The 23984-nt window shown below is 62.2% G+C and carries 19 protein-coding genes; 12 read left to right on the top strand and 7 right to left on the bottom strand.

Features of this window, described 5'->3' with window-relative positions; genetic code table 11:
• The first annotated feature begins 1 nt into the window (after window position 1).
• From K3725_RS02420 to K3725_RS02390, 7 genes are read left to right on the top strand one after another with little or no spacing between them, the layout of a single operon-like run.
• On the top strand, window positions 2–1243 hold the full coding sequence (locus K3725_RS02420) for a Tm-1-like ATP-binding domain-containing protein (RefSeq protein ID WP_260017281.1): 1242 nt from the start codon (window positions 2–4) through the stop codon (window positions 1241–1243).
• A gap of 33 nt (window positions 1244–1276) precedes the next feature.
• Window positions 1277–2206, top strand: a complete 930-nt coding sequence (locus K3725_RS02415; protein ID WP_260017280.1) for a tripartite tricarboxylate transporter substrate-binding protein — start codon at window positions 1277–1279, stop codon at window positions 2204–2206.
• Window positions 2207–2266: 60 nt separating this feature from the next.
• Window positions 2267–2806: a tripartite tricarboxylate transporter TctB family protein gene (locus K3725_RS02410; RefSeq protein WP_260017279.1), complete on the top strand. Its 540-nt coding sequence runs from the start codon at window positions 2267–2269 to the stop codon at window positions 2804–2806.
• A 7-nt stretch (window positions 2807–2813) separates the two neighbouring features.
• Entirely contained in the window at window positions 2814–4340 is a 1527-nt protein-coding gene (locus K3725_RS02405; protein ID WP_260017278.1) for a tripartite tricarboxylate transporter permease, read from the top strand.
• Window positions 4341–4344: 4 nt separating this feature from the next.
• Window positions 4345–5832 carry an aldehyde dehydrogenase family protein gene (locus tag K3725_RS02400; protein ID WP_260017277.1) on the top strand — a complete coding sequence of 496 codons (1488 nt, stop codon included), beginning with the start codon at window positions 4345–4347 and terminating at the stop codon, window positions 5830–5832.
• A gap of 20 nt (window positions 5833–5852) precedes the next feature.
• A complete protein-coding gene (locus K3725_RS02395; protein ID WP_260017276.1) occupies window positions 5853–7142 on the top strand; it encodes an aspartate aminotransferase family protein in 1290 nt (429 codons plus the stop codon).
• A complete protein-coding gene (locus tag K3725_RS02390; protein WP_260017275.1) occupies window positions 7139–8098 on the top strand; it encodes a phosphotransferase enzyme family protein in 960 nt (319 codons plus the stop codon). Before K3725_RS02395 ends, K3725_RS02390 begins: the two co-directional genes overlap by 4 nt.
• Before the next feature lie 108 nt (window positions 8099–8206).
• On the opposite strand, the gene K3725_RS02385 is transcribed toward K3725_RS02390, so the two are convergent.
• The gene (locus K3725_RS02385) at window positions 8207–8992 is read right to left on the bottom strand and encodes a DeoR/GlpR family DNA-binding transcription regulator (protein WP_260017274.1); all 786 of its coding nucleotides are present in this window, start codon (window positions 8990–8992) and stop codon (window positions 8207–8209) included.
• 216 nt (window positions 8993–9208) lie between these two features.
• Between K3725_RS02385 and K3725_RS02380 the strand changes: the two genes are divergently transcribed.
• The 5 genes from K3725_RS02380 (at window position 9209) to K3725_RS02360 (ending at window position 16613) form a co-directional block, all read left to right on the top strand.
• Window positions 9209–10156 carry an ABC transporter substrate-binding protein gene (locus K3725_RS02380; RefSeq protein WP_260017273.1) on the top strand — a complete coding sequence of 316 codons (948 nt, stop codon included), beginning with the start codon at window positions 9209–9211 and terminating at the stop codon, window positions 10154–10156.
• A 106-nt stretch (window positions 10157–10262) separates the two neighbouring features.
• Window positions 10263–11282 carry a glycine betaine/L-proline ABC transporter ATP-binding protein gene (locus K3725_RS02375; protein ID WP_260017272.1) on the top strand — a complete coding sequence of 340 codons (1020 nt, stop codon included), beginning with the start codon at window positions 10263–10265 and terminating at the stop codon, window positions 11280–11282.
• Window positions 11279–13279 carry a proline/glycine betaine ABC transporter permease gene (locus K3725_RS02370; protein WP_260017271.1) on the top strand — a complete coding sequence of 667 codons (2001 nt, stop codon included), beginning with the start codon at window positions 11279–11281 and terminating at the stop codon, window positions 13277–13279. The genes K3725_RS02375 and K3725_RS02370 overlap by 4 nt, the downstream gene beginning before the upstream one ends.
• Complete coding sequence (locus K3725_RS02365; RefSeq protein WP_260017270.1) at window positions 13276–14157, top strand: phosphotransferase family protein; 882 nt, start codon at window positions 13276–13278, stop codon at window positions 14155–14157. The genes K3725_RS02370 and K3725_RS02365 overlap by 4 nt, the downstream gene beginning before the upstream one ends.
• An 8-nt stretch (window positions 14158–14165) precedes the next feature.
• Entirely contained in the window at window positions 14166–16613 is a 2448-nt protein-coding gene (locus K3725_RS02360; protein ID WP_260017269.1) for an FAD-dependent oxidoreductase, read from the top strand.
• Window positions 16614–16930: 317 nt separating this feature from the next.
• Here the strand turns inward: K3725_RS02360 and K3725_RS02355 are convergent, their stop codons facing one another.
• The 6 genes from K3725_RS02355 to K3725_RS02330 form a co-directional block, all read right to left on the bottom strand.
• Window positions 16931–17224, bottom strand: a complete 294-nt coding sequence (locus K3725_RS02355) for a hypothetical protein (protein ID WP_260017268.1) — start codon at window positions 17222–17224, stop codon at window positions 16931–16933.
• Between the two features lie 85 nt (window positions 17225–17309).
• A complete protein-coding gene (locus tag K3725_RS02350; RefSeq protein ID WP_260017267.1) occupies window positions 17310–18737 on the bottom strand; it encodes an amidase in 1428 nt (475 codons plus the stop codon).
• A gap of 10 nt (window positions 18738–18747) precedes the next feature.
• Entirely contained in the window at window positions 18748–20457 is a 1710-nt protein-coding gene (locus K3725_RS02345) for an ABC transporter ATP-binding protein (protein WP_260017266.1), read from the bottom strand.
• A gap of 3 nt (window positions 20458–20460) precedes the next feature.
• Window positions 20461–21336 (bottom strand): ABC transporter permease, encoded by an 876-nt coding sequence (locus tag K3725_RS02340; protein WP_260017265.1) that lies wholly within the window; start codon window positions 21334–21336, stop codon window positions 20461–20463.
• Window positions 21333–22277, bottom strand: coding sequence for an ABC transporter permease (locus K3725_RS02335; protein ID WP_260017264.1), 945 nt, complete (start codon window positions 22275–22277; stop codon window positions 21333–21335). Before K3725_RS02335 ends, K3725_RS02340 begins: the two co-directional genes overlap by 4 nt.
• Window positions 22278–22341: 64 nt before the next feature.
• Complete coding sequence (locus K3725_RS02330; RefSeq protein ID WP_260017263.1) at window positions 22342–23877, bottom strand: ABC transporter substrate-binding protein; 1536 nt, start codon at window positions 23875–23877, stop codon at window positions 22342–22344.
• Window positions 23878–23984: the final 107 nt, after the last annotated feature.

The raw sequence follows: 23984 nt of genomic DNA, 5'->3' as shown, positions 1-23984 counted from the left end.
AATGGCTGACAAAACAATACTGGTCATAGGGACATACGACACCAAGAACGCTGAGCTGGAGTTTCTAGCGCAAAAAATATGCGCCTTGGGCGGCAGCGTACTGACACTGGATGTCAGCGTGCTGGGCAACCGGGAGCAGCCGGCGGATTTCTCCAAGCATGACGTGGCAAAGGCCGGCGGCAGTTCGATTGAGACCGCGATTGAAAGCGGAAGCGAGCATGTGGCGATGAACATCATGTCGGCCGGCGCCTGTACCCTTGCGCAGAAGTTGCACCGTGACGGCGGCATCGACGGTGTGATCATCCTGGGCGGCACCATGGGCACCGATCTGGCCCTGGACGTCTGCCAGGCGCTGCCGGTGGGTTTGCCGAAATATGTTGTCTCCACTGTTTCCTTCTCGGCGTTGATCCCGGCAGAACGGCTGTCTCCTGATATCCAGATGATCCTCTGGGCAGGCGGCCTGTATGGGCTGAACAGCATTTGCCGCTCCTCGCTGGCTCAGGCGGCGGGGGCGGTGCTGGGCGCGGCCAAGGCCGCTGAACCTGCGGTCAGCGGGCGGCCGGTGATCGGCGTCACATCGCTGGGCACCTCCTGCCTCAAATACATCAAGACCCTGAAACCGGAATTGGAGCAGCGCGGCTACGAGGTAGCTGTTTTTCATGCCATGGGCATGGGCGGCATGGCTTTTGAGCAGATTGCGGCGCAGAACGGCTTTGTCTGTGTTATGGATTTCGCAGGCTGCGAACTGGGCAACCTGTTGGCTGGCTCAGTGGTCAATGCCGGGCGCGACCGGCACCTGTCGGCCGGCCGTGCAGGTATCCCGCAAATCGTCGCGCCCGGCTGCATGGACCTGATCGACTTTGCCGGCTGGCAGGAAATCCCGGCGCAGTTCCAGGGGCGCCCGATCCACACCCACAACAAACTGGTCAAGAACACCTACTACAACGCCGAAGAACGCCGCGGCATCGCCCGCGAACTGAACCGGCGGATAGGCGAGAGCAAAGCCCCCACGCATCTGATCATTCCAAAAGGCGGGATCGAGGAGTGGGACCGCCCCGGCGGCGATTGCCACGATCCTGAAGGACTGGAGGCCTTCACCACTGAGCTAAGCGCAACCGTTGCCCCCTCTGTCCAAGCAACAGAGCTGGAGGCGCACATCAACGACCCCGCCTTCACCCGAACAGCACTGGAAATCCTGGACCGCTGGGTAGCGGAAGGAGCTGTCCCGAGAGGCAAGGCGTGACCAACAGATAAGGTATTCAAAAGGGAGGAAACTATGAAACTCAAACTTGCAGCTGCCGCCGCCGTGCTCAGCGCCACTGCCGCGATGGCGGAATACCCGGAGAAGCCGGTCTCCTTCGTGGTGCCCTGGCCGCCGGGAGACCTCGAGGATGTGCTGACCCGAATGATCGCCGACAAGTTCCAGGAGATGTACGGCGTCCCGGCAGCGGTGGTGAACAAGCCAGGCGGCGGCGGCGGACCGTTCCCCGGCGCCGTTGAAGTGGCCAGCGCACCAGCAGATGGCTACACCGTTGGGTCTTTCGTGATCGGGGTGCCGGTGGTTGGCCCCGAAATCGGCATCCCGGAACTGGCCCCCAATCCATTTGATCCAGTCGGCATCTTCCTGACCTATCCGTTTGTGGTCGCAACCCTGGCGGAAAAACCCTATGACACTTGGGAAGAGCTTTCGGCCTATGGCGCGGAAAATGACGTGTCGCTGGGTCACTACGGCACCTTCCTGGCCCCCACCAAGGTGACCTTTGCCGCCGCCATCAAATCCGGCTTCGATTTCACCAGCGAAGCCGCTTACGATTTGCTTGACTGCAATGTGCTGGCCTCGGGCGACGTGGACGTTGTCAACGGCACCTTGCAAACCCTTCTGCCCTGCATGGACAACATCAAGATCCTGGCCAGCATCGGCTCCGAGCGCACCGCGCTCACCCCGGATGTGCCGACCATGGCCGAGGTGGTTCCGGGCTTGGAACTGTCGCTGTGGAACGGGTTGTTTGTGCACAAGGACACCCCGGAAGATGCACGCGGCAAGATCGCCGCCGCCGCCCAGGCCACGCTGGAAACCGAGGCGGCGCAAAACCTGATGAAGGAAACCGGCGTGCTGCTCTATTGGAAGGATGCAGAGAGTTCTTCCCAGCAGATCGAGAAAGACATCACTGATCTGGCCGAAATCAACGCGCTGGTGGGCGACTAATGCAGCCTGGGGCGCTGCAATGCGCCCCGGCATCCGCCGCGGCAGGAGGAGGACGCAGCGATGACACGCATCAAATATTTTCAGGAACTTTTTCAGCGCTACCGGCGGCCCGGCGATCTGGTTTTTGCCGTGATGTTCCTGCTGTTCGCGCTGTTCCTGCTGAGCCAGCTGGGTGAACAGACGAAATGGGTGAAGCGCACTAAGTGGTTCGGCCAGCCGTCCTTGTGGCCCAGCGTTGCGGTCTGGGGCATGGTGGTCTTTGGCGCATTCCACCTTCTGGGTTCAATGGTCTCCCCCCGGATTTCCGGCCGCTTGAAGGAGGTTGTTTTCTGGCTCAGATCGCTAGAGTATGTGCTCTATTTCCTGGCCTATGTCGCGATTGTTCCGCTGTTCGGCTACCTGCCGTCAACCATCCTGTTTGCCCTGTTCCTGACTCTTCGTGCAGGTTTCCGCCGCCCTCTGCACCTTGCGCTTGCCACGCTGTTTGCCACCTGTGTTGCGCTGATCTTCCGGGGATTTTTACAAGTCAAAATTCCTGCAGGCGAAATTTACCAGCATCTGCCCGAAGCGCTGCGCGCCTTTGCTATGACCTACCTTTGAGGACGCTATGGACACTCTGCTCTCCGGTCTGCAAATCCTCGCTCAATGGGACGTCGTTGCCGCACTGGTCATAGGCTCCATCGGCGGTGTCATCATCGGTGCCCTGCCGGGTGTCGGGCCTGCGGTTGCCATTGCTATCCTGCTGCCCGCCACCTTTGCCTTTGAGCCCATTGTCGGGCTGACTCTGCTCTTGGGAATCTATGGAAGCTCGATGTATGGCGGCGCAATCCCGGCCATCCTGATCAATACCCCCGGCACGCCAGTCAATGCGCTGACAACATATGACGGCTATCCGATGACCAAGCGCAAAGAGGGCCATCGGGCACTTTCTCTGGCGTATACGGCGTCTTTCTTCGGCGGCATTTTCTCTGTCATCTGCCTGATCCTGCTGGCGCCGCTGCTGGCGCTGGTCGCACCGCATTTCGGCAGCCGCGAGATCTTTCTGGCTGCCTTCATGGGCATTCTGCTGGTGGTGGTGGCGCACCGCGGCCAGACATTTGCCGCTGGAATGCTGGCCTGTTTCGGCATTTTCCTGAACACAGTCGGGCTGGAGCCGGTCAAATACACCAAGCGCTTTACCTTCGATCAATCCTGGCTGTCGTCGGGGTTCGACCTGATCGTCGTGGTGCTGGGCCTCTTTGCCCTCAGCCAGGCCTTTCTGCTTCTGATCGAAAAAGACCATGCCCCGGAGGAAGCCCATGTGCAGGGCAGTATGCTGGCGGGCATGAAAGAGCTGCTGGGGATCAAGCGCATCGCAACCGTCTCGTCCTCCCTTGGCGTGCTGATGGGCATGATCCCCGGCGTCGGTGAATTCACTGCACAGTTCCTGTCCTACACCTACGCTCAGAAAACCTCGAAAACTCCGGACGCCTTCGGCAACGGCTCTCCCGAAGGCCTTGTCGCATCTGAGGCAGCAAACAACGCTGTCCCAGGTGCGGCAATGATCCCGCTGCTGGCCTTGGGCATCCCCGGCGAGGCGCTAACCGCGATGATGCTGTCGGTGTTCTATGTGCATAACGTCATTCCGGGGCCGCAGCTGTTCGAGACCCAGCTGGATTTTGTGATGGCGATCTACATGGCCCTGATCCTGCTTAACGTGATTGTGCTTGTCTTCCTGCTGTTCTCGACCAACCTCTTGCTGAAGATCATCCAGATCCCGACCCGTTTCCTGGGCATGATGATCCTGATCCTGTCCTTCATCGGCGTCTATTCGCTGCGCAACTCGATCACAGACTGCGCGATTGCCGCCGGTTTCGGGGTGTTCGGGCTGATCCTCAAACGGCTGAACCTGCCGATTGTGCCGATCATCCTGGGCATGGTCCTGGGCGGCATCATGGAGGTCAAGCTCCGGGCCGCAATGGCGGCGGTAAAAACCCCTCTCGATTTCATCAGCCGCCCCATCGCCGCGATCATCTTTGTGATGATCATCGGAATCCTGGTGCTGCACATCCGCACTCTGATCCGTGAACAGAAGGCCAAGCAAAAGCCGGAGCCGCTCGGGCCGGACTACGAACATTCCAGCCAGCAGGGGTAACAGCATGCTGAACCAGAACGATATCAACGCCCTCCGCCAGCTGGAGGTGCCGGTGCAGGGACATTTCATTGATGGCAAGCAGCAGGCCTCCCTGAGGGGCGGCACGCTTGAGGTGACTTCACCCATCGACGGCCGGCGGTTGACGGAGCTGGCAGAAGGAACATCTGCCGACATGGAACGTGCCATCGCTTCCGCACGGGCTTCCTTTGAGGCCGGGCACTGGGCTCGCATGGCCCCTGCCGCCCGCAAAAAGGTGCTGATGCGGCTCGGCGACCTGATCGAGGAGCGGGCGCTGGAACTGGCAGTTCTAGGGGTGCGCGACAACGGCACCGAAATCAGCATGGCAATCAAAGCCGAAGCGCTGTCAGCCGCTGCCACCTTCCGCTACTACGGCGAGGCAATCGACAAGGTCTACGGTCAGGTTGCGCCAACGGCAGATGACGTGCTGGCCTTGGTGCATCATGCGCCGGTCGGGGTGGTCGGTGCCATCGTGCCCTGGAATTTCCCGCTGATGATCGGCTCCTGGAAAATCGCCCCGGCGCTGGCGGCGGGCAATTCGATTGTCCTGAAGCCGGCCGAAAGCGCCTCGCTCAGCCTCTTGAAAATCGCCGAACTGGCGATTGAGGCCGGTGTTCCGCCGGGGGTGTTCAACGTGGTGACCGGCAAGGGCAGCGTCGTTGGCGAGACCCTGGCGCTCAGCATGGATGTGGACATCATAGTCTTCACCGGCTCCGGTGCCACCGGGCGGCGGCTGCTGGAGTATTCGGCCCGCTCCAACCTCAAGCGCTGCTATCTGGAACTGGGCGGCAAATCCCCCAACATCATCTTCAACGATGCGCCGGATCTCGCTGAGGCGGCCAAAGTTTCCGCCGCAGCCATCTTCCGCAACTCCGGCCAGGTCTGCGTCGCGGGCTCCCGGCTTCTGGTGCAGGAAGACATTGCCGAGGATTTCATTGCCGAAATGAGCCGCCATGCAGAGGCCCTCCGGGTCGGCGACCCGCTCGACCTGAACAGCCAAATCGGCGCGGTCCATTCGCTGGCGGAGCTGGAGGCCAATCTGGAATTTGCCGCCCGCGCCGAGGCCGAGGGCGCCGAGCTGCGCAGCGGCGGCAAACGCATCCTTCAGGAAACCGGCGGCTTCTACATGCAGCCGACCATCATGACGGGCGTGAAGCCGCAGGACAATCTGTTCCAGAACGAGGTGTTCGGCCCGGTGCTGGCCGTCACCACCTTTAAGAATGAAGAAGATGCCATCCGCCTGGCCAACGCAACCACCTACGGGCTGTCTGCCGGGGTCTGGACCGCAAACCTTAGCCGGGCGCACCGGATGGTGGCAGGCATCCGCGCCGGCATCGTGCATGTGAACACTTACGGCGGTTCCGACCTGACCGTGCCCCTGGGCGGCGTTAAGCAGTCCGGCAATGGCCATGACAAATCCCTGCACGCCCTGGAGAAGTACTCCGACCTGAAGTCCGCTTGGATACAACTTTAAAACAGGAAACCGCCATGCCCATGCCCGCCAGGTCCCAGAACCTCATCAACCGGCGCGCCCGGCTCCTTGGGCCGAATGTCTCCACCTTCTATGAAGAACCGCTGCATATCGTGAAGGGAGAAGGCGTTTGGCTGTGGGACGCGGACGGGCGAAAGTATCTGGACTGCTACAACAACGTGCCGCATGTCGGCCACTGCAACCCGCGTGTGGTCGAGGCGATCTGCCGGCAGGCAGCCACGCTCAACACCCACACACGCTATCTGCACGACGGCATTCTGGATTATGCGGAGAAGCTGACTGCGACCATGGATGCCTCACTCGACACGGCCATTCTGACCTGCACCGGATCAGAGGCCAATGACATCGCCCTGCGCATGGCGGAAGCAATGACCGGCAAGCGTGGCATCGTGGCCACCGACGCGACCTATCACGGCAACACCGCGCTGGTCAGCCAGCTCAGCTGCTCCAATCCTCCAACCGTCGGCTTCGGGCTGGAACAGTTTTTCCGCTTTGCCGAAGCCCCTGACAGCTACCGCAACCCGGACCCTGACGGCACCAGATTTGCCGCCGCCGTAGCGGAGCAGATCGCCGCGCATGAAGAGGCCGGCACCGGCTTCGCCGCGCTGGTTGTCTGCCCGTTCTTCCTGAACGAGGGCTTCCCGAACCACCCCGACGGCTGGCTGAAGCCCGCGGCAGAGGTGGTGCGCAAGGCCGGCGGCCTTCTGGTCTGCGACGAGGTGCAGTCCGGCTTTGGCCGCACCGGAACCCATATGTGGGCGCATCAGAAGATGGGCGTAGTGCCGGATGTGCTGACGCTGGGCAAACCGATGGCCAACGGCCACCCGGTCGGCGGCGTTGTCACCCGCAGCGAGATCCTTAACACCTTCCGCTCCGGCTACCGCTACTTCAACACCTTCGGTGGCAACCCGGTGTCCTGTGCCGCCGCCATGGCGGTGCTGGAGGAGATCGAGGACAAGAACCTGCTGGCCCATGCCGAGGCGGTCGGCGCCCATGCCCGCGCCCGGCTGAAGGCGCTGCAGGAGAAATACGAGGTCATCGGCGACGTGCGCGGCTCCGGCATGGTGTTTGGCGCCGAAATGGTGCTCGACCGGTCCACCAAGGAACCGGCCGCTGCCTTCACCGACCGGGTGATCAACGCCATGCGCCACCGCGGCATCATCCATTCCAAGCTGGGCCGCCACAGGAACACCCTGAAAATCCGCCCGCCAATGCCGTTCTCCAAGGAAAATGCGGACCTGTTGTTCAACACTCTGGACGAGGTTCTGGCCGAAACGCCGGTGCAGCCATGACTACTGCAGCCGTGACGGCATCCCTCTCCCTCTGGGGGATGCAGGGTGCGCAAACCCGCCTGATTGCCACCCGCGAAAACCAGGTTTATCGGGTCGATCATGCCGGGCGCGCCTATGCCCTGCGTCTGCACCGCCCCGGCTACCGCACCGATGCAGAGCTGTGGTCGGAGCTTCAGTGGATGAATGCAGCAGCGGAGGGCGGCTTGCATGTGCCCGCCCCCATTCCCTCGGCCTCCGGCGCGTTTCTGCATGTCGCGGACGGGATCCAGGTGGATGTGCTGACCTGGCTCTCCGGCGCCCCGATCGGCCAGACAGGCGCAGATCTGGACACAGCTGACCGTAACGCATTGTTCTACGGCATAGGCCGCGAAATGGCCCGGCTGCACGCGGTTTCCGACCGCTGGACACTTCCCGAGGGTTTCAGCCGCTGGTCCTGGGACCGCGAAGGCCTTCTTGGCGAAGACCCGCTCTGGGGCCGGTTCTGGGAAAATCCCAGCATGACCAAAGAGGACCGCGCGCTGTTCCTTGCCTTGCGCAGCGAAGCGAATGCGGAACTGCAACGGCTGGAGGGCAATCTGGATTATGGCCTTATCCATGCCGATCTTGTGCGCGAGAACGTGATGGCGGAAGGGGACAAGCTGCAGCTGATCGATTTTGACGACAGCGGTTTCGGCTTCCGGCTGTTCGACCTGGCCACCACTCTGCTCAAGAACATGCGGGAGACCGATTATCCTGCGCTGCGCGATGCTCTGATTGCCGGCTACATGTCGGTGCGGGTGATCGACTTGGGCGCGCTCGACCTGTTCATCCTGCTGCGGTCGGCAACCTATGCCGGCTGGATTATCAACCGGATGGATGAACCCGGATCCAAGGTCCGCAACCAGCGGTTCATCGGAACGGCCCGCGTGCTGGCACGACAGTACCTGGCTAGGAAAGGGATGCGCTGCTCAGTGTGAGTTCAGAGAGCAGATCACCAACCTAAAGCCAATGTGCACGTCCTTAGATTACAGCTGTTATGCGTGGGAAAATACTTTGCTGGTTGCCGCCAGTTTTGCCGGACCGCCTTACCCGCCTTCGCTTTTGACAACGACGGTTTCGATCTCATGCTTATCCAGCATGGCCCTGATGCCATCCGGCGGGGGGCTGTCGGTGAAGAAGACGTCGATTGCCGACATCTTGTCGAGAGAGACCGGAGCGCGCTTGTTGAACTTGCCGCTGTCCGCCACAACAATGCAAACCTGCGCGTTCTCAGCTGCGATGCGCGCAATGTTCGCTTCCTCAAGATCGTGCAGCATGAAGCCCAGTTCGCTGCTCACCGCGCCAACCGAGAACACCGCCAGTTGAACATTGAGGCGCCGCACGAGGTCCAGCGCCTCTGCGCCGAAGGCGCCGCCGTCATGAGCACGCAGTTCGCCTCCCGCCAAAAAAACCCGGTTATTGTTACGCATAGCCAGCGTCTGAGCAACAAAAACAGAGTTCGTTACCACAAACAGGTTGCTGTGATTTCTGAGTGCCAGCGCGACATAGGCCGTTGTCGATCCGATATCCAGAAACACTGAGTCTCCGTCGCTGATCGTCTCCGCCACTGCCTGGGCCAGTACAGTTTTCACATCCGCATGTGCACTAAGGCGGTTTTCAAATGGCGGTTCGATGACGTCTTCGTTCAGATGCACACCACCATGCACCTTGCGTACTATTCTGCGTTCCTCAAGAGTTTTTACATTGCGCCGGATGGTTTCGTTGGAGACGCTCAGCTGCTCCGCCAGCGCGCTCACGCGGCAGGACCCTCCTGCGCGATGAAGCTCGCGCAGTATCTCTTCTTCTCGCTGGTTGGTGGTTTTCTGGTTCATTTACTAGCAGTGGATTGTTCTTGCCGTGGCCTAAGCCCTATTTAAAAAAGCCACAAAATGCAACACGAAGTCTTGTATTCAAGCGTCGAAATAGACAAACCAAGCGACTTCTTGTTGTTTTCTGTGGTTTTTATTGACGAAAAGCCAAGAAAACTGCACGCTCTCCTTACGCGACGCCAAGAATCGCACACAACACCACACAACAGGGAAATCCACATGCGACAGAACCTAAAAGTTTTGGGAGCCGCGGCGCTGACGGCCACCGTTACCGCATCCTCTGCTTGGTCGGCAGACTCCGCTGATCCAATCAGACTGACGCTGCACGACTGGTCCGGCCAGCTGATCAACACCAAGATCATGGGCAGCATCCTGCAGGAGGCAGGGTACAACGTCGAATACGTCCAAGCGGATTACATCGCGCAATTTGCTGGGCTGAAGACCGGGGACCTGCACCTGGCCATGGAGATATGGGAAACCACCGGGCGCGAAGCACTGGATGAAGCCACCGCCACCGGCAAGGTGATCAACGCAGGCGAAACCGGCCTGATGGCGATCGAGGAATGGTGGTACCCAGCCTATATGAAGGACCGCTGCCCAGGCCTTCCCGACTGGCAGGCCCTGAAGGACTGCTCCGAAGAATTTGCGACCGCCGAAACCTCTCCCTACGGCCGGTATGTCGGCGGTCCGGTGACCTGGGGCGGTTTTGACGAAGAGCGGGTCGAGGCGCTGGAGCTTGAGTTTGAAGTGGTTCACGCCGGCACTGATGCGGCGCTGTTTGCCGAGCTGGAATCGGCCTACCAGCGGCAGGACCCGATCATGCTGTGGGTCTATGTGCCCCACTGGGCGCCGGCCAAATACGACGGCGAGTTCGTCGAGTTCCCGGCCTATTCGGCGGAATGCTACTCCGATCCGTCGGTTGGGGTGAACCCGGACAAGGCCTATGACTGCGGAAAACCACGCGGCCCAATCTGGAAAGCCGCCTGGGCCGGCCTGCCCGAGAAATGGCCGGGTGCCTACGAGATCATCCAGGGCTACAACCTCAGCAACGAGGAAATGAGCGCGATGGTCGGTAAGGCGGATCTGGAAGGTGTGGATATCGACACCGTCGTCTCTGACTGGATGGCTACGAACAAGGACCGCTGGTCCGGCTGGATCAGCAACTGATCTCACTCTTCCGGGGCTGCCCTTATGCTCTAAGGCGGCTCCGGATTTTCTTCTGTCCCGTCAATTTTCCTCGGCTGCCCCTGCGGGCCGGGCCCGGAGCTGCGTGATGACACCCAAAACTAAATTATCCTGCCGCAATGTCTGGAAACTTTACGGCGCCAACGCGCGAGAGTTCCTCAGCAGCAACCCGGCACCCAGCGGCGAGGACATCCGCCGGGCAGGCATCATCGGCGCGGTGCGCGATGCCCGCATCGACATTGCGGAAGGCGAGATCTTTATCATCATGGGGCTGTCCGGCTCCGGCAAGTCCACCCTGGTGCGCTGCCTGTCCCGGCTGATCGAACCGACTGGCGGCGAAGTGCTGTTTGACGGCGTTGATCTGCTGACTGCCAGCGAACAGGAACTGATCGAAATCCGCCGCCACAAGATGGGCATGGTGTTTCAGCACTTCGCCCTGCTGCCGCATCTGACCGTTCTGCAGAATGTCATGTTCCCGCTGACGGTCCAGGCTGCCGCCAGGACCAAAGCCGAAGCCAAGGCCCGGGAAGTCGTGGAACTTGTGGGGCTGAAAGGCCGCGAGGATTATTACCCGCGCGAGCTGTCGGGCGGCCAGCAGCAGCGCGTCGGTATCGCCCGCTCGCTGGTTACGGAACCGGACCTGTGGTTCCTGGACGAGCCTTTCTCGGCACTTGATCCGCTGATCCGCCGCGAAATGCAGGACGAATTCCTGCGCCTGCAGGCGCGATTGCACAAAACCATCGTTTTCATCACTCACGACTTCGAGGAGGCCGTGCGTCTCGCAGACCGCATTGCGATCATGAAGGATGGCGAAATCATTCAGGTCGCCACCCCGGAGGAACTGGTGCTGAACCCGGCCACGGACTACGTCGCCGAATTCACCCGCCACATCCCACGCTCGAAGGTGCTGACGGTTGGCGGCATCATGGCCCCCGGCAGCGGCGAGGGGGAGCCGGTTCCCGCGACAGCCCGCGTGTCGGAGGTCGCGGAGCAGATTATCGCCGCGGATGCGCCGCGTCCGGTATGCGACGCGGCCGGCCGGATCGTCGGCAGCATTGGCCGGGTGGCGGTCGCCAGGGTGCTGTTCGGCAAGGAAACGGCGGCATGAGGGTGCGCCCGACCTGCCAGAGCACCGCAGCCTGGGGGCTGGTGCTGGCCACCATTCTGCTGGGATGGTTCGGGCGCGACCTGGCCAAGGCGCTGGATGCGCGCTGGCTGGTCAAGGTTCCGCCTTCCTGGGATATCCCGTTCGACACATACATCTCTGCTGCCATGGCCTGGCTGATGGAGGAGGCAGCCATCGGCCCGGTTTCCTTCACCGATGCGACCCGCACCATCGCCTGGCTGATTGAACAGCCCTATGAACTGGCACTGAACCTTCTGGCGCAAGGGTTTCTGTTTGGCTCCGGCCCTGAGCCGCAGGTTCTGCTGCCTGCCGCCAGCTGGATTGCCGTCACCGGCGCGGTGATCGCGCTGGGGCATTACTGCCGCAGCTGGGGGCTGGCCGCACTTGTCGGCGCCTGTTTCGCCTATCTTGCGGTTTTCGGCCAATGGGACAGCGCCATGGTTACGCTGGCCTCGGTGCTCATCGCGGTGCCGATCGGCGCAGGAGGCGGGCTGCTAACGGGCATCTGGGCCTACCGCCACCCGCTGGGCGAGCGCATCCTCTCTCCCCTTCTGGACCTGATGCAAACCATTCCTATCTTCGCCTATCTGGTGCCGATCCTGTTCATGTTCGGCTTTGGCCCGGTTTCGGCGCTGGTCGCCACCATCATCTATGCCACCCCGCCAATGATCCGCATCACCATTCTGGCGCTCAAGGCGGTCGACCCGGAAATCCTCGACTTCGGGCGGATGGCAGGCACCACGCAGCGGCAACTGATGTGGCGGGTGCTGGTGCCCTCGGCCAGCCAAAGCCTGATGGTCGGCGTCAACCAGGTGATCATGCTGACGCTCAACATGGTGATCATCGCCTCGATGATCGGCGCGGGCGGGCTTGGGTTCGACGTGCTGGCGGCGCTGCGCCGGCTCGATATCGGCGCAGGTTTCGAGGCGGGCATCGCCATCGTGGTGCTGGCCATTGCGGTGGACCGGCTGAGCCAGGCCTTCGCAGAGCGCATGGGCCAGGTCCGCCACACCGCTCCCGGTTCCTGGACCGCCCGGAACAAGCGCACGGTGCTGGTACTCTGCCTGCTGGCAGTCACCTGGGTGCTGGGCCGCTTCTCGCCCCTGCTGCTGGACTACCCGCAAAGCCAGACCATCACCACCGGCGCGTTCTGGAACGACGCCGTCAAATACCTGAACGTGAACTATTTCGATGTGTTCGAGTCGGTGAAGGTGTTCTTCCTCCACTGGTTTCTGTTGCCGATCAAGAAAACCCTTCTGGGCATTCCCTGGCCCTGGGCCATTGCTATGCTGACGCTGCTGGGCTGGCGTGCGGGCGGCTGGAAGCTGGCCGCCATGTGCGGTGCGATGTCTGCCCTGATTGCCGTCAGCGGCTTGTGGGCCAAGGCGATGGTCACCGTCTACCTCTGCGGCGCTTCGGTGATCCTCGCCACGCTGATCGGGGTGCCCTTGGGCGTTCTGGCAGCGCTGAACCGCCGCGCGGGCATCGCCATCAACCTGCTGATCGACACCCTGCAGACCCTGCCCAGCTTCGTCTACCTGATCCCGGTTGTGATGCTGTTCCGGGTTGGCGACTTCACCGCGATGATCGCCATTGTCCTTTATGCGCTGGCTCCGGCCGTCCGTTATGCAGCGCACGGGATGCGCAGCGTCAGCGTTGAGCTGATCGAGGCAGGCCTGGTATCCGGCTGCACCAAATGGCAGCTCTTGCGCCTGGTGCGGCTGCCGATGGCGCTGCCGGAGATCCTGCTGGGCATCAACCAGACCATCATGCTCGCGCTCTCGATGCTGGTGATCACCGCGCTGGTCGGCACCCGGGACCTGGGTCAGGAGGTCTATATTGCCCTGACCAAAGCCGACACCGGTCGCGGCCTGGTCGCCGGGCTTGCCATCGCCTTTATCGCCATCATCGCCGACAGGCTGGTCAATGCCGGCGCCCGCGGTGCCCGCATCCGCTTTGGACTGGAGAGCAGAACATGAGCCAATCCGACCTGCTTCACAAAATCCGCGCACTGCCCATCTGGCAGGGGGATATCACCGTTGACCCGTTGAAAGGCGGCATCACCAACGAGAATTACCTGGTTGAGGACAGCGCCGGAAAATACGTGGTGCGGGCGGGCGACGACATCCCGCTGCATCAGGTGCTGCGCTTCAACGAACTGGCCGCCAGCCGCGCCGCCCATGAGGCGGGCCTGTCGCCTGCGGTGCTGCATGCCGAAGGCGGACTGACGGTGCTGGAGTTCATCGAAAGCCGTACCCTGACCGAGGCGGACGTGCGCGATCCGGCAATGCTGCCGCGGGTACTGGAAGTGGTGAAATCCTGCCACCGCGATGTGCCCGGGCATCTGCGCGGCCCGGCGCTGGTGTTCTGGGTGTTTCATGTGATCCGGGATTATGCGGCCACCCTGCGGGACAAGGACAGCCTGTATGCGGCGCTGGCCTTGGAACTGGCGGGCATCGGCAACAGCCTGGAGAAGGCGGCAGGCCCTTTCGACATCGTGTTCGGGCACAACGACCTCTTGTGCGGCAATTTCCTGGACGATGGCCGCAGGCTCTGGCTGATCGACTTCGATTATGCCGGCTTCAACTCGCCGCTGTTCGACCTCGGCGGGCTCGCTTCCAACAACGGGCTGTCGCAGAAGCAGGAGCACTGGCTGCTGGAAACCTACTTCGAGGCTCCTGTTAGTGACGGATTGCTGCACCGCTACGGCGCCATGAAATGCGCGTCGCTCCTGCGCGAGACCATGTGGAGCATGGTCTCCGAGATCACTTCCGAAATCGACTTTGACTACGCGGCTTACACCGCCACCAACCTCGCGCGCTTCCGCGCGGCGCTTGACGACTTTCAAAACACCTGAGGACTGACATGACTGAACTTCCTTCAACTGCCAAGGCAGTCATCATCGGCGGCGGCATCATCGGCTGCTCCACCGCTTACCACCTGGCCAAGCTGGGCTGGACCGACACCGTTCTGCTGGAGCGGAAGAAGCTGACCTCGGGCACCACCTTCCACGCCGCCGGGCTGGTCGGGCAGCTGCGCTCGAACGCCAATATCACCCAGCTGCTGGGCTATTCGGTCGATCTCTACAACAAGATCGAAGCGGAAACCGGCCTGGGCACCGGCTGGAAGATGAACGGCGGCCTGCGGCTGGCCTGCAACGAGGAACGCTGGACAGAGGTTAAGCGCCAGGCCACCACCGCGCATTCCTTCGGTCTGGAGATGGAGCTGCTGACCCCGAAAGAGGCGCAGGATCTGTGGCCGCTGATGGATATCTCCGACGTCATCGGCGCCGCATTCATGCCGACCGACGGCCAGGCCAACCCCTCCGACATCACCCAGGCGCTGGCCAAGGGCGCGCGGATGGCTGGCGCCAGGATCTTTGAGGACACCAAGGTCACCGATATCGAGATCGAGGGCGGCAGGATCCGCGCCGTGATCACCGAACATGGCCGCATCGAATGCGAGAAGGTGATCTGCTGCGCCGGCCAGTGGACCCGCACCTTTGCCAAGCGGTTCGGGGTCAACGTGCCACTGGTGCCGATGGAGCACCAATATATGGTGACGGAACCGTTCGAGGGCGTGCCCTCGAACCTGCCGACCCTGCGCGACCCGGACCGGCTGACCTACTACAAGGAAGAGGTCGGCGGGCTGGTGATGGGCGGATACGAGCCGAACCCGATCCCCTGGGCCAAGGACGGCATCCCGCAGGGTTTCCACTACACCCTGCTCGACAGCAATTTCGACCATTTCGAGCAGTTGATGGAGCTGGCGCTTGGCCGTGTGCCCGCCTTGGAGCATGCCGGTATCAAGACCCTGACCAACGGGCCGGAGAGTTTCACACCCGATGGCAACTTCATCATCGGCGAAGCGCCGGAACTGCGGAACTTCTACGTCGGCGCTGGCTTCAACGCCTTCGGCATTGCCGCAGGCGGTGGCGCCGGCATGGCGCTGGCGGAATGGGTGAAGAACGGCGAACCGCCTTTTGATCTCTGGTCTGCTGACATCCGCCGCTTCGGCCGGCCGCATTTCGACACCGACTGGGTCCGCACCCGCACGGTTGAGGCTTACGGCAAGCATTACACCATGGCCTGGCCGCATGAGGAGCACGACAGCGGCCGCCCCTGCCGCAAGTCGCCGCTTTACGACACGCTGAAAAGCCAGGGCGCCTGCTTCGGCGAGAAACTCGGCTGGGAACGCCCGAACTGGTTTGCCGATGCCGCCCGGGGCGAGACGCCCAAAGACGTCTACAGCTTCGGCCGCCAGAACTGGTTCGACGCAGTGGGCCGCGAGCACAAGGCCGCGCGCGAGGCGGCGGTTCTTTTCGATCAGACCTCCTTCGCCAAATTCGCGCTGAAAGGCCCCGATGCGCTGGCCGCGATGGACTGGATTTGCGCAAATGACGTGAACAAGCCGGTCGGCTCGCTGGTCTATACCCAGATGCTGAACGACAAAGGCGGCATTGAGTGTGACCTGACCGTAGGCCGCGTCGCGCATGACGAGTTCTACATCGTCACCGGCACCGGCTATGCCACCCATGACTTCGACTGGATCCGCCGCAACATTCCCGACGGCATGAATTGCCAGCTGTTCGACATCACCTCCTCCAACGCGGTGTTGTCTCTGATGGGGCCGAAGGCGCGCGACATCCTCTCCGCAGTCACCCGTGACGATGTCTCCAACGACGGCTTCAAGTTCGGCACCATCCGCACCATCGGCATTGCCGGCTGCCCGGTACAGGCGCTGCGCGTGACCTATGTGGGTGAGCTGGGCTGGGAACTGCACCTGCCAGTGGAATACGCGCAAACGGTCTACTCTGCCCTGATGCAGGCCGGACAGCCGCATGGGCTGATCAACGCGGGCTACCGTGCAATCGAGAGCCTTCGCTTGGAAAAAGGATACCGCGCCTGGGGCTCGGATATCGGCCCCGACCACACCCCGTTCGAAGCCGGGCTTGGCTGGGCAGTGAAGCTCAGGAAGGATATCCCCTTCAAGGGCCGCGCTGCCGCCGAAGCGCAGAAGGCAGAAGGCGTCAAGAAGATGCTCGCCTGTTTCACCACTGATCCCGGCGTTGTGCTCTTGGGCCGGGAAACGATTTACCGCAACGGCAAACGCGTCGGCTGGCTGACATCGGGAGGCTATGGCCACACCGTCGGGCAGTCCATCGGCTACGGCTACATCCGCAATCCCGAAGGCGTGGATGCCGATTATGTCCTGAACGGGGACTACGAGCTGGAGGTCGCCACCGAACGCGTCCCCTGCAAGGTGCGGCTCAGCCCGCTCTACGACCCGTCGATGAGCCGGGTAAAGGCCTGAACCAGCGCTCCTCCGTCATCAGAGAATATGATGATGCACTACTTGAGACAGAGCAGCTTTGGCGTTCATGCGCCTGTCCGGGGGGCCGCACGGCCCGCCGGCGGCAGCAACCAGCATTTCAGGGCAACCCTGCAGATCCTCCGGCGCATGGTTTTTCAGATGGCCGCAGTCGGCGGCAGCGCACTGACGCTGGCAAAGGCCGGCGTCTTTGAAAGCAGCAGCTGTGCGGTTTACTGGCAAAACCGGTAACAGTTCAGCTGACTGATGAGCCCCTGACCCCGATGGGTAAGGTCTGCGCGGTCAATGTTGGTGACTGGTCATCCAGCGGCAAGACCGGGGCGGTGGATCTCACCCTGCACGTCGTGGCCGAAGTCTGTGGCAAACCGACAGTTGCTCGACTGGCACAGACCTTCATCATTACCCTGCTGAGTGACTCCCGCAGCCCCCAGAAGGGTGAAGTGCTTCATGCCGCCTGTCGGGTTCAGGCCTGGAAAACAAGGCGTTTGCCCTGCTCCAGGACGGCCTGAAAACTTTCTTCCGATGGCTGAAATTCCGCACATCCTTGAGCCATCACATGACAAGAAACTTCCATCCAGAATGGCAAAATCCATGATCGCTCCGTCCTTACTCGCAATGCTGCCAGCACCAAAGGAAGCAATGCCCGCCTCTCCCGTCAACGTTGTTACCCGCGCCTGACTAGAGATTCGGACGCCGCGCTGGAGTGTCCAGCCAGGGCATTTTCTGCTGCAGCACCGAGGCCACGTGAAACGCCCTGGGATCGTCAAAGGCCCGGACCACGATCTGTACCCCGACCGGCCGCCCGTTGGCTCCGATCCCGGCGGGCACCGCCAGCGTTGGCAGCCGGGACAGCATGTTGAAGACGGCCAGCGTGTTCAGGTCGTATTCGCTGTCGAAATCCCGGTCTCCGATGGTGATCCGGTCCCAGGGCTTTTGCTGCGCCAGCATCTCGTAGCTGGCAAAGGCCGGGCAGATGAAGGCGTAGTAATCGTTCTCCATCATCGGACCGAACCGGCTGTAAATATCCGCAGCGGTGTCAAAAGCCGTCAGGAAGTCCTCCGCTGTGGTCTTGGCCGCGCAGTCCGCAAAATACTTGGTGTAGTCGCAGACGAGGTCAGGATGCGCCACGGCTTCGCGCATCAAAGCCGCCCCCATAAGATGGTTGAGGTAATTCTTGCAGCCCTCGCGCACATCATGCCCCCAGCCGAGTTTGACCTCCTCCACGACGGCGCCGGCATCCGACAGCGCGTCCAACACCTTGAAGGTCTGATCGGCCACGTCCTTGGTCACCACCTCATTGCTGATATCCAGGCTGTAGCCGATGCGCTTGCCCTGCAAGCTGCCGTATTCGAAGGGGATCGTCATCCTTTCGCGCACAGTGGCAATGTCCTGCGGATGATAGCCCGAGATCACATTCTGCATCAGCGCGCAGTCCGCAACCGTGCGGGCCATGGCGCCGACGTGGCAATAAGGGTCCAGGTTGAACGGGGCCGCATCCGGCACCCGGCCATAGGGCGGCTTGAAGCCGACCACGCCGCAAACTGCTGCCGGGCCGCGGATCGAGCCGCCAATATCCGATCCTGTTGCCAGCGTCGTGGTGCCCGCCGCGAGCGCCGCCCCGGCCCCGCCGGATGAGCCGGATGGCGTAAAGTCCGGGTTCCAGGGATTGCGGGTTACGCCGTGCAGGCGGGTGTCAGTGGTCCAGGCGCTGCAGAACTCCGGCGTGGCAGAGCGGGCATGGAAAATCGCGCCTGCATCCTTCAGCCGCTGCGCAACCGGGTGGGTCTCCTGCGCAATATGATCCTTGTAGATCAGCGATCCTTGGGTGTTGCGCTGGCCTTTGACGTCCATCTCGTCCTTGATGGCGACCGTGATGCCCTCCAGCGGGCGGGCATCGCCGGGGCGGTTCACATAGACCTCTTCCGCCGCGCGGGCGGCGTCCATGGCCTGCTCATAATAGGTATCGGTGAACGCGTTGATCACCGGCTCGACCGCTTCAGCCCGGGCGAACTGAGCTTTCAGAACGTCGACCGGGGACAGCTCACCGGACTTGAACAGAGCGATCTGCTCAGTTGCCGGCAGATAGCACAGATCAAGATCGGACATGGCAAGGGTCTCATTCAACGGCATGAAGTTTTCTCTCTTGGTTGCGTGACTTTTGGTCCGGCAGGGCATGATGGGACGCCGCAATCAGCCTGCGGGTGTATTCGTGCCTGCCCCGGGAAAAGAGCTGGGCAGTAGCGCCCGTCTCGACCAGTTCGCCCTTGAGCATGACGATCATGCGGTCGGCGGCATGGCGGACAACGCTCATGTTGTGGGTGATCAGCAGGATCGACAGGCCCATCTGCTCCTGCAGGGTGTTGAACAGGTTCACCACCTCGCCCTGGACTGAAACGTCCAGCCCGGCGGTCGGCTCATCCGCGACCACCAGCGAGGGCGACAGCGCCAGCGCCCGGGCCACGCCGGCGCGGCGCGCCTGGCCGCCCGACAGCTCATGCGGATACCTGTCTGCATAGGCTTCGCCCAGCCCCGCCTGAGTCAGCAGTTCAATGGCCCGTGCCCGCGTTGCCTCAGCGCGGCGGCCATGCACGATCAGCGGCTCAACAACCTGGTCGGCGATGGTCACCCGTGGCGAAAGCGAGCCTGCGGGGTCCTGGAACATCATCGCAACCTGCTCGCGCGCCCTGCTCCAGCCCGCGGCATCTGCGCCGGTCAGTTCAACACCGTTGAGGGCGATCCTGCCACAGTCCGGGCGGACCAGCCCCATGATGGAGCGCGCAACCGTGGTCTTGCCCGAGCCGCTCTCTCCAATCAGCGCCAGGGTTTCGCCGCTGCGGATGTCAAAACTCACATTGCGGACCGCCGGGATCTTCTCGCGCCAGCCGCCCAAGGCAGGCGGCAGCAGGCCGCTCCGCGTGAATGTGACCGACAGGTCCTGGACTTGCAGAACCGGTGCCGCTTCCGCCCTGATCCGGTCTGTCGGGCCTTGCACGATCTGCACGGGACGCTCCAGCGCCTCGCTCATCGTGGGCAGCCGCCGGGTCGGGGTTTCGATCTGCGCCGGATCGCAGCGCAGCAGGGCCTTTGTGTAATCATCCTGCGGTTCGGCAAACACCTCCCGCACCGGCCCGGACTCGCGGAGTTCGCCGGATTTCATCACCAGAACCTCGTCGCAGAGCGTCGCAACCACCCCCAGGTGGTGGGTCACAAAGATGATGGCGCAGCCGGTCTCCTGCTGCAGGCGCTTCAGCAGCTCGAGGATTTCCACCTCCAGCGTCGGGTCCAGCGCGGTCGTCGGCTCATCCGCCAGCACCAGGTCTGGCCCCAGCATCAGCGCCATGGCGATGGAGACCCGCTGGCGCTGGCCGCCCGACAGTTCATGCGGGTACATGTTCATCCGTGCTGCCGGGTCCGGCAGGCAGACCCAGTCCAACGCATCAATGGCACGCTGCCATTTTTCACGCTTGGACCAAGGCTCGCGGTACAAAAGATCGCTCATCTGCTGGCCAATGGTCAGCCCAGGCGCCAGCGATGTCATCGGGTCCTGCGAGATATAGGATATCCGGCTGCCGCGCAGCGCCCGCATCCGGGCAGGCGGCTGGCGCAGCAGATCCGCACCGTTAAACCAGACCTCGCCTGAATTCAGCGTGGCCGCATCCGGCAGCAGCCGGGTCAGCGCCCACAGCAGCGTGGATTTGCCAGAACCGCTTTCGCCGACGATGCCCAGGGTGCGGCCCTTTCGAAGTGAAAAGGACACCCATTTCACTGCCTGGATGGGGCCAAAGCGGACGGCAAGCTCGCAGACTTCCAGAAGTGTATCCGCCATGGCTCAGCCCTTCCCGACAAGTTTCGGATCAAAAGCATCGCGCAAAGCTTCGCCCAGAAAGGTGAACCCAAGCGTCGCCAGCACCAGCGGGATGCCTCCTGCCACAACCAGCCACGGCGTGTGGCCGACAAAGTCGAAGCCGTCCTGCAGCATCAGCCCCCAGCTGGAGGCTGGCGGTTTAACACCGACACCCAAAAAGCTGAGGCCTGCCTCGGCTGCGATGAACGCGGGGATGTCCATCGAGGCGACGATCAGCACCGGACCGATCACATTGGGCAGGATGTGGCGCGCCACGATACGCACCCGTCCGGCCCCCATCGCCCGCAGCGCCTCAACATATTCTGCATTGGCCTGCGCCAGGACCGAAGCCCGCATGATCCGCCCGTAGTAAGGCACCGAAGTTGCCACCAGCAGGCCGACCAGCACCACCATGCCGCCGCCGAAAATCGGAACGATGGCCAGCGCCAGAATGATCACCGGATAGGCGCGTACCGTGTCGAACCCCAGGGTCAGCAGATAATCCAGCCAGCGCGGCCCCATCGCTGCTGCCATGCCCAGGATGCCGCCGATGATCACCGACAGCGCGGTGGAAACCAGCGCCACGCTGAGCGCGATCCGCCCGCCGTAAAGCGCGCGCGACAGCACATCCCGGCCCAGCTGGTCGGTGCCCAGCCAATGGGCGGCACTTGGTCCCTGCAGTTTCGACGGAATGTCCATGGCGTTTGGCCCGTAGGGTGCAATCCAGGGAGCCAGCACTGCGGACAGAATCAATAGCACTGCCAGGCCCAGCCCAAGCAACCCCATCGGATCGCCCATCAGTTTATGGAAACCGCCCAACCGCGACGGCGGCACCAGACCTTGTGCGTCCGTTGCAGTCATTCCTGGCTCTCCTTGAAGCGGGGATCGATGATGGCGTTGAGGATGTCTGCGGCGGTGGTTGCGGCGATCAGCAGCGCGCTGGAGGCCAGCACAGCGCCCAATGTCACCGGATAATTGCGCAGGATCACCGCGTCATACATCAGCTTGCCGATGCCCGGCCGGGCAAAGACGATCTCGGCAAAGACCGCGCTGCCCAGCATGTAGCCGGCGCCCACCCCCAGCACGGTAACGGTCGGCGCCACCGCCACCCGCAACGCATAGCGGGAGATGATGCGCGGCTCGGTCAGCCCGAAAGAACGGGCATTGCGGATGTAATTTGCCGACAGCACTTCGATCATCGAAGCGCGCACCAGCCTGGCCAGATAGCCGACCCAGCCGATGCCGACCGCCACTGCTGGCATGATCAGGTGATGCAACGTGGACCAGAGGCCCCCTTCACCGGCGCCGATCGCAGGCAGCCAGCCCAGGTGCGCCGAGAACAGCAGCATGCCGTAGATTGCGATGATCACTGAGGGCACCGCGATGACGCTGACCGACAGCACCCCGATCAGCCGGTCGAAGACACTGTTGCGATGCACCGCCGCCAGACAGCCCAGCGGGATGCCGAGGCCAGCCGCCAGCAGCATCGCTGCTGCCACAAGATGAACTGTATGCGGAAGATGCGCCATCAACACATCCCTGACCGGCAGGCGGCTGCGCAAATCAGTGCCCAGATCACCCTGCACAACCGCGCCGAGATACTTCACGATCTGCACCGGCATCGGCTGATCCAGCCCCAGGCGCTCGGCAAATTCCGCCTTGATCGCCGGGGTTGCCCGCGGCCCCAGCATGGCGCTGGCCGGATCTCCGGGGGCAAGCTGCACCAGCACATAAAGCGTCGAGACAGCCAGGATCAGCACAGTCACCCCAAGACAGATGCGGCGGAAGATATAGCCAAGCATATTGGAGGTCCCTTGAGAGAAAGATCCGGGAGGAGCAGAGCGCCGCCGCCCGGCAGGAGGGAGGTCAGCTGCCAGCCTTCTTGAACCCGGCGAAGACCGGGCGGCCGTCCGGCAGGGTCGCCGGGACAACCTTGTCGTTCCACAGTATGGTCAAGGGCTCATTGGTCAGAAACAGGAAGTTGCCGGAGTCCACCATGAGCGCCTGCATTTGCGCGTAGAGTTTGCCGCGCTCCGTGTCATCCGTGCTCGTGCGCGCCTTCTGTACCAGGGCGTCGTATTCCGGGTTGCTCAGGCCTTCCCAGTTCCAGACCCCCACCTGGTCCGAGGTGAAATACTGCATCATGTAAAGGCCATCCGGATTGCCAGTCCAGGATTTCACATGCAGCTGCAGATCAGCGGCCCGGGATTCGTCAACGCTCCAGAACGTGCCCTCGTCCTGTCCGTTCAGATCTACCACCAGGCCGATCTCGGCAAGGTTTGCCTGAACGATCTGGGCAATGGTTGCCCGGTTGGCCGTGTTGACGAAGTCAAGCCGCAAGACGGTGCCTTCGGCCCCCGCTTCGGCGATCAATGCACGCGCGCCTTCAACATCCCGCTGCATCGGCGCGGCGTCGCGATACCCCAGAAGCCCGGGCGCCACCATGCCTGCGGCATGATCCGCCCGCCCGTTGGAGATTGCGGCAAGAATGGTAGGCACATCCACGGCTTTCTGAATGGCCTGGCGCACCCGGATGTCCGACAGTCCGTCGTAAGTCTCCGAAATGCCCATCCACAGCGGATCCAGCGAGGCACGCAGTTCGGAATTGGCTGACGTTTTGGACCAGCTGTCGTATTCCAGAGCCGAAGCCGCGTAGGTGTAATCTATCTCACCGGCATCAAAGGCCACCTTGGCGGCGTTGTCATCGGCAATGGCAATGATCGCAACCTCATCGAAATCCGCCGCGGCGCCGCTCCAGTCCGGGTCTCTCTCCAGCATGAAAGCCTGACCCGGCTCATGCGACTTGAATCTGTAGGCACCTGCAGTTGCAACCGGCGTCGCCTCGAAATACCCGTCCGAAGCCTCCGCTGCCGCCTTTGAGATGATCGCCCCCGAGGTGTAGGACAACGTCGCGCTCCAGAATGACGGTGACGGCGCGCTCAGATGGATGATACCGGTGTATTTCCCGGTAACTTCAACATCTTCCAGCAGGGAAAACTCTGCGGAAACACCCGATTCCAGCTCCGGGTCCAGATGCCGTTCAAAAGAATACTCAACATCCTCGGCAGTCAGTTCTCCGTATCCCCCAGACCACATGATGCCGGGCTTCAGTTCAAACGCGATGTGCTGCGGGTCCGACAGATCAACGGACTTCGCCGCATCCAGCTCCGCCCGCCATTCATCTCCGGGAACATATTTGGCCAGCCGCGGGTAAAGGTTGTCGATCAGCAGCTGTTCCGAGCTGGACCCCCAGTACGCCGGATCCAGATAGCCTGGGTCCGCCGCAACCGCGATGCGCAAGGTTTCGGCGCTGGCAGCACCCGTTGCAGCGGCCCAAAGCGCGGCTGCGGCAACGGCACAGGCTGAGGCGCGCTTGGCCCGGTCTCTAGCAATCTGGGTCATGTTCCTCTCCATCTGTTGGCTTCTTTTCGGTCAGTGTAGAGGGCTGCCAGCCGGTAAATCACGCGCTGATAGGCGGCGAATTTTATGCTGGACGCAGCAAGAGAGCT

It is taken from the genome of Leisingera sp. S132 (assembly GCF_025144465.1).
In the GTDB taxonomy this organism is placed as follows: domain Bacteria; phylum Pseudomonadota; class Alphaproteobacteria; order Rhodobacterales; family Rhodobacteraceae; genus Leisingera.
This window is presented reverse-complemented; position numbering and strand designations above follow the sequence as displayed.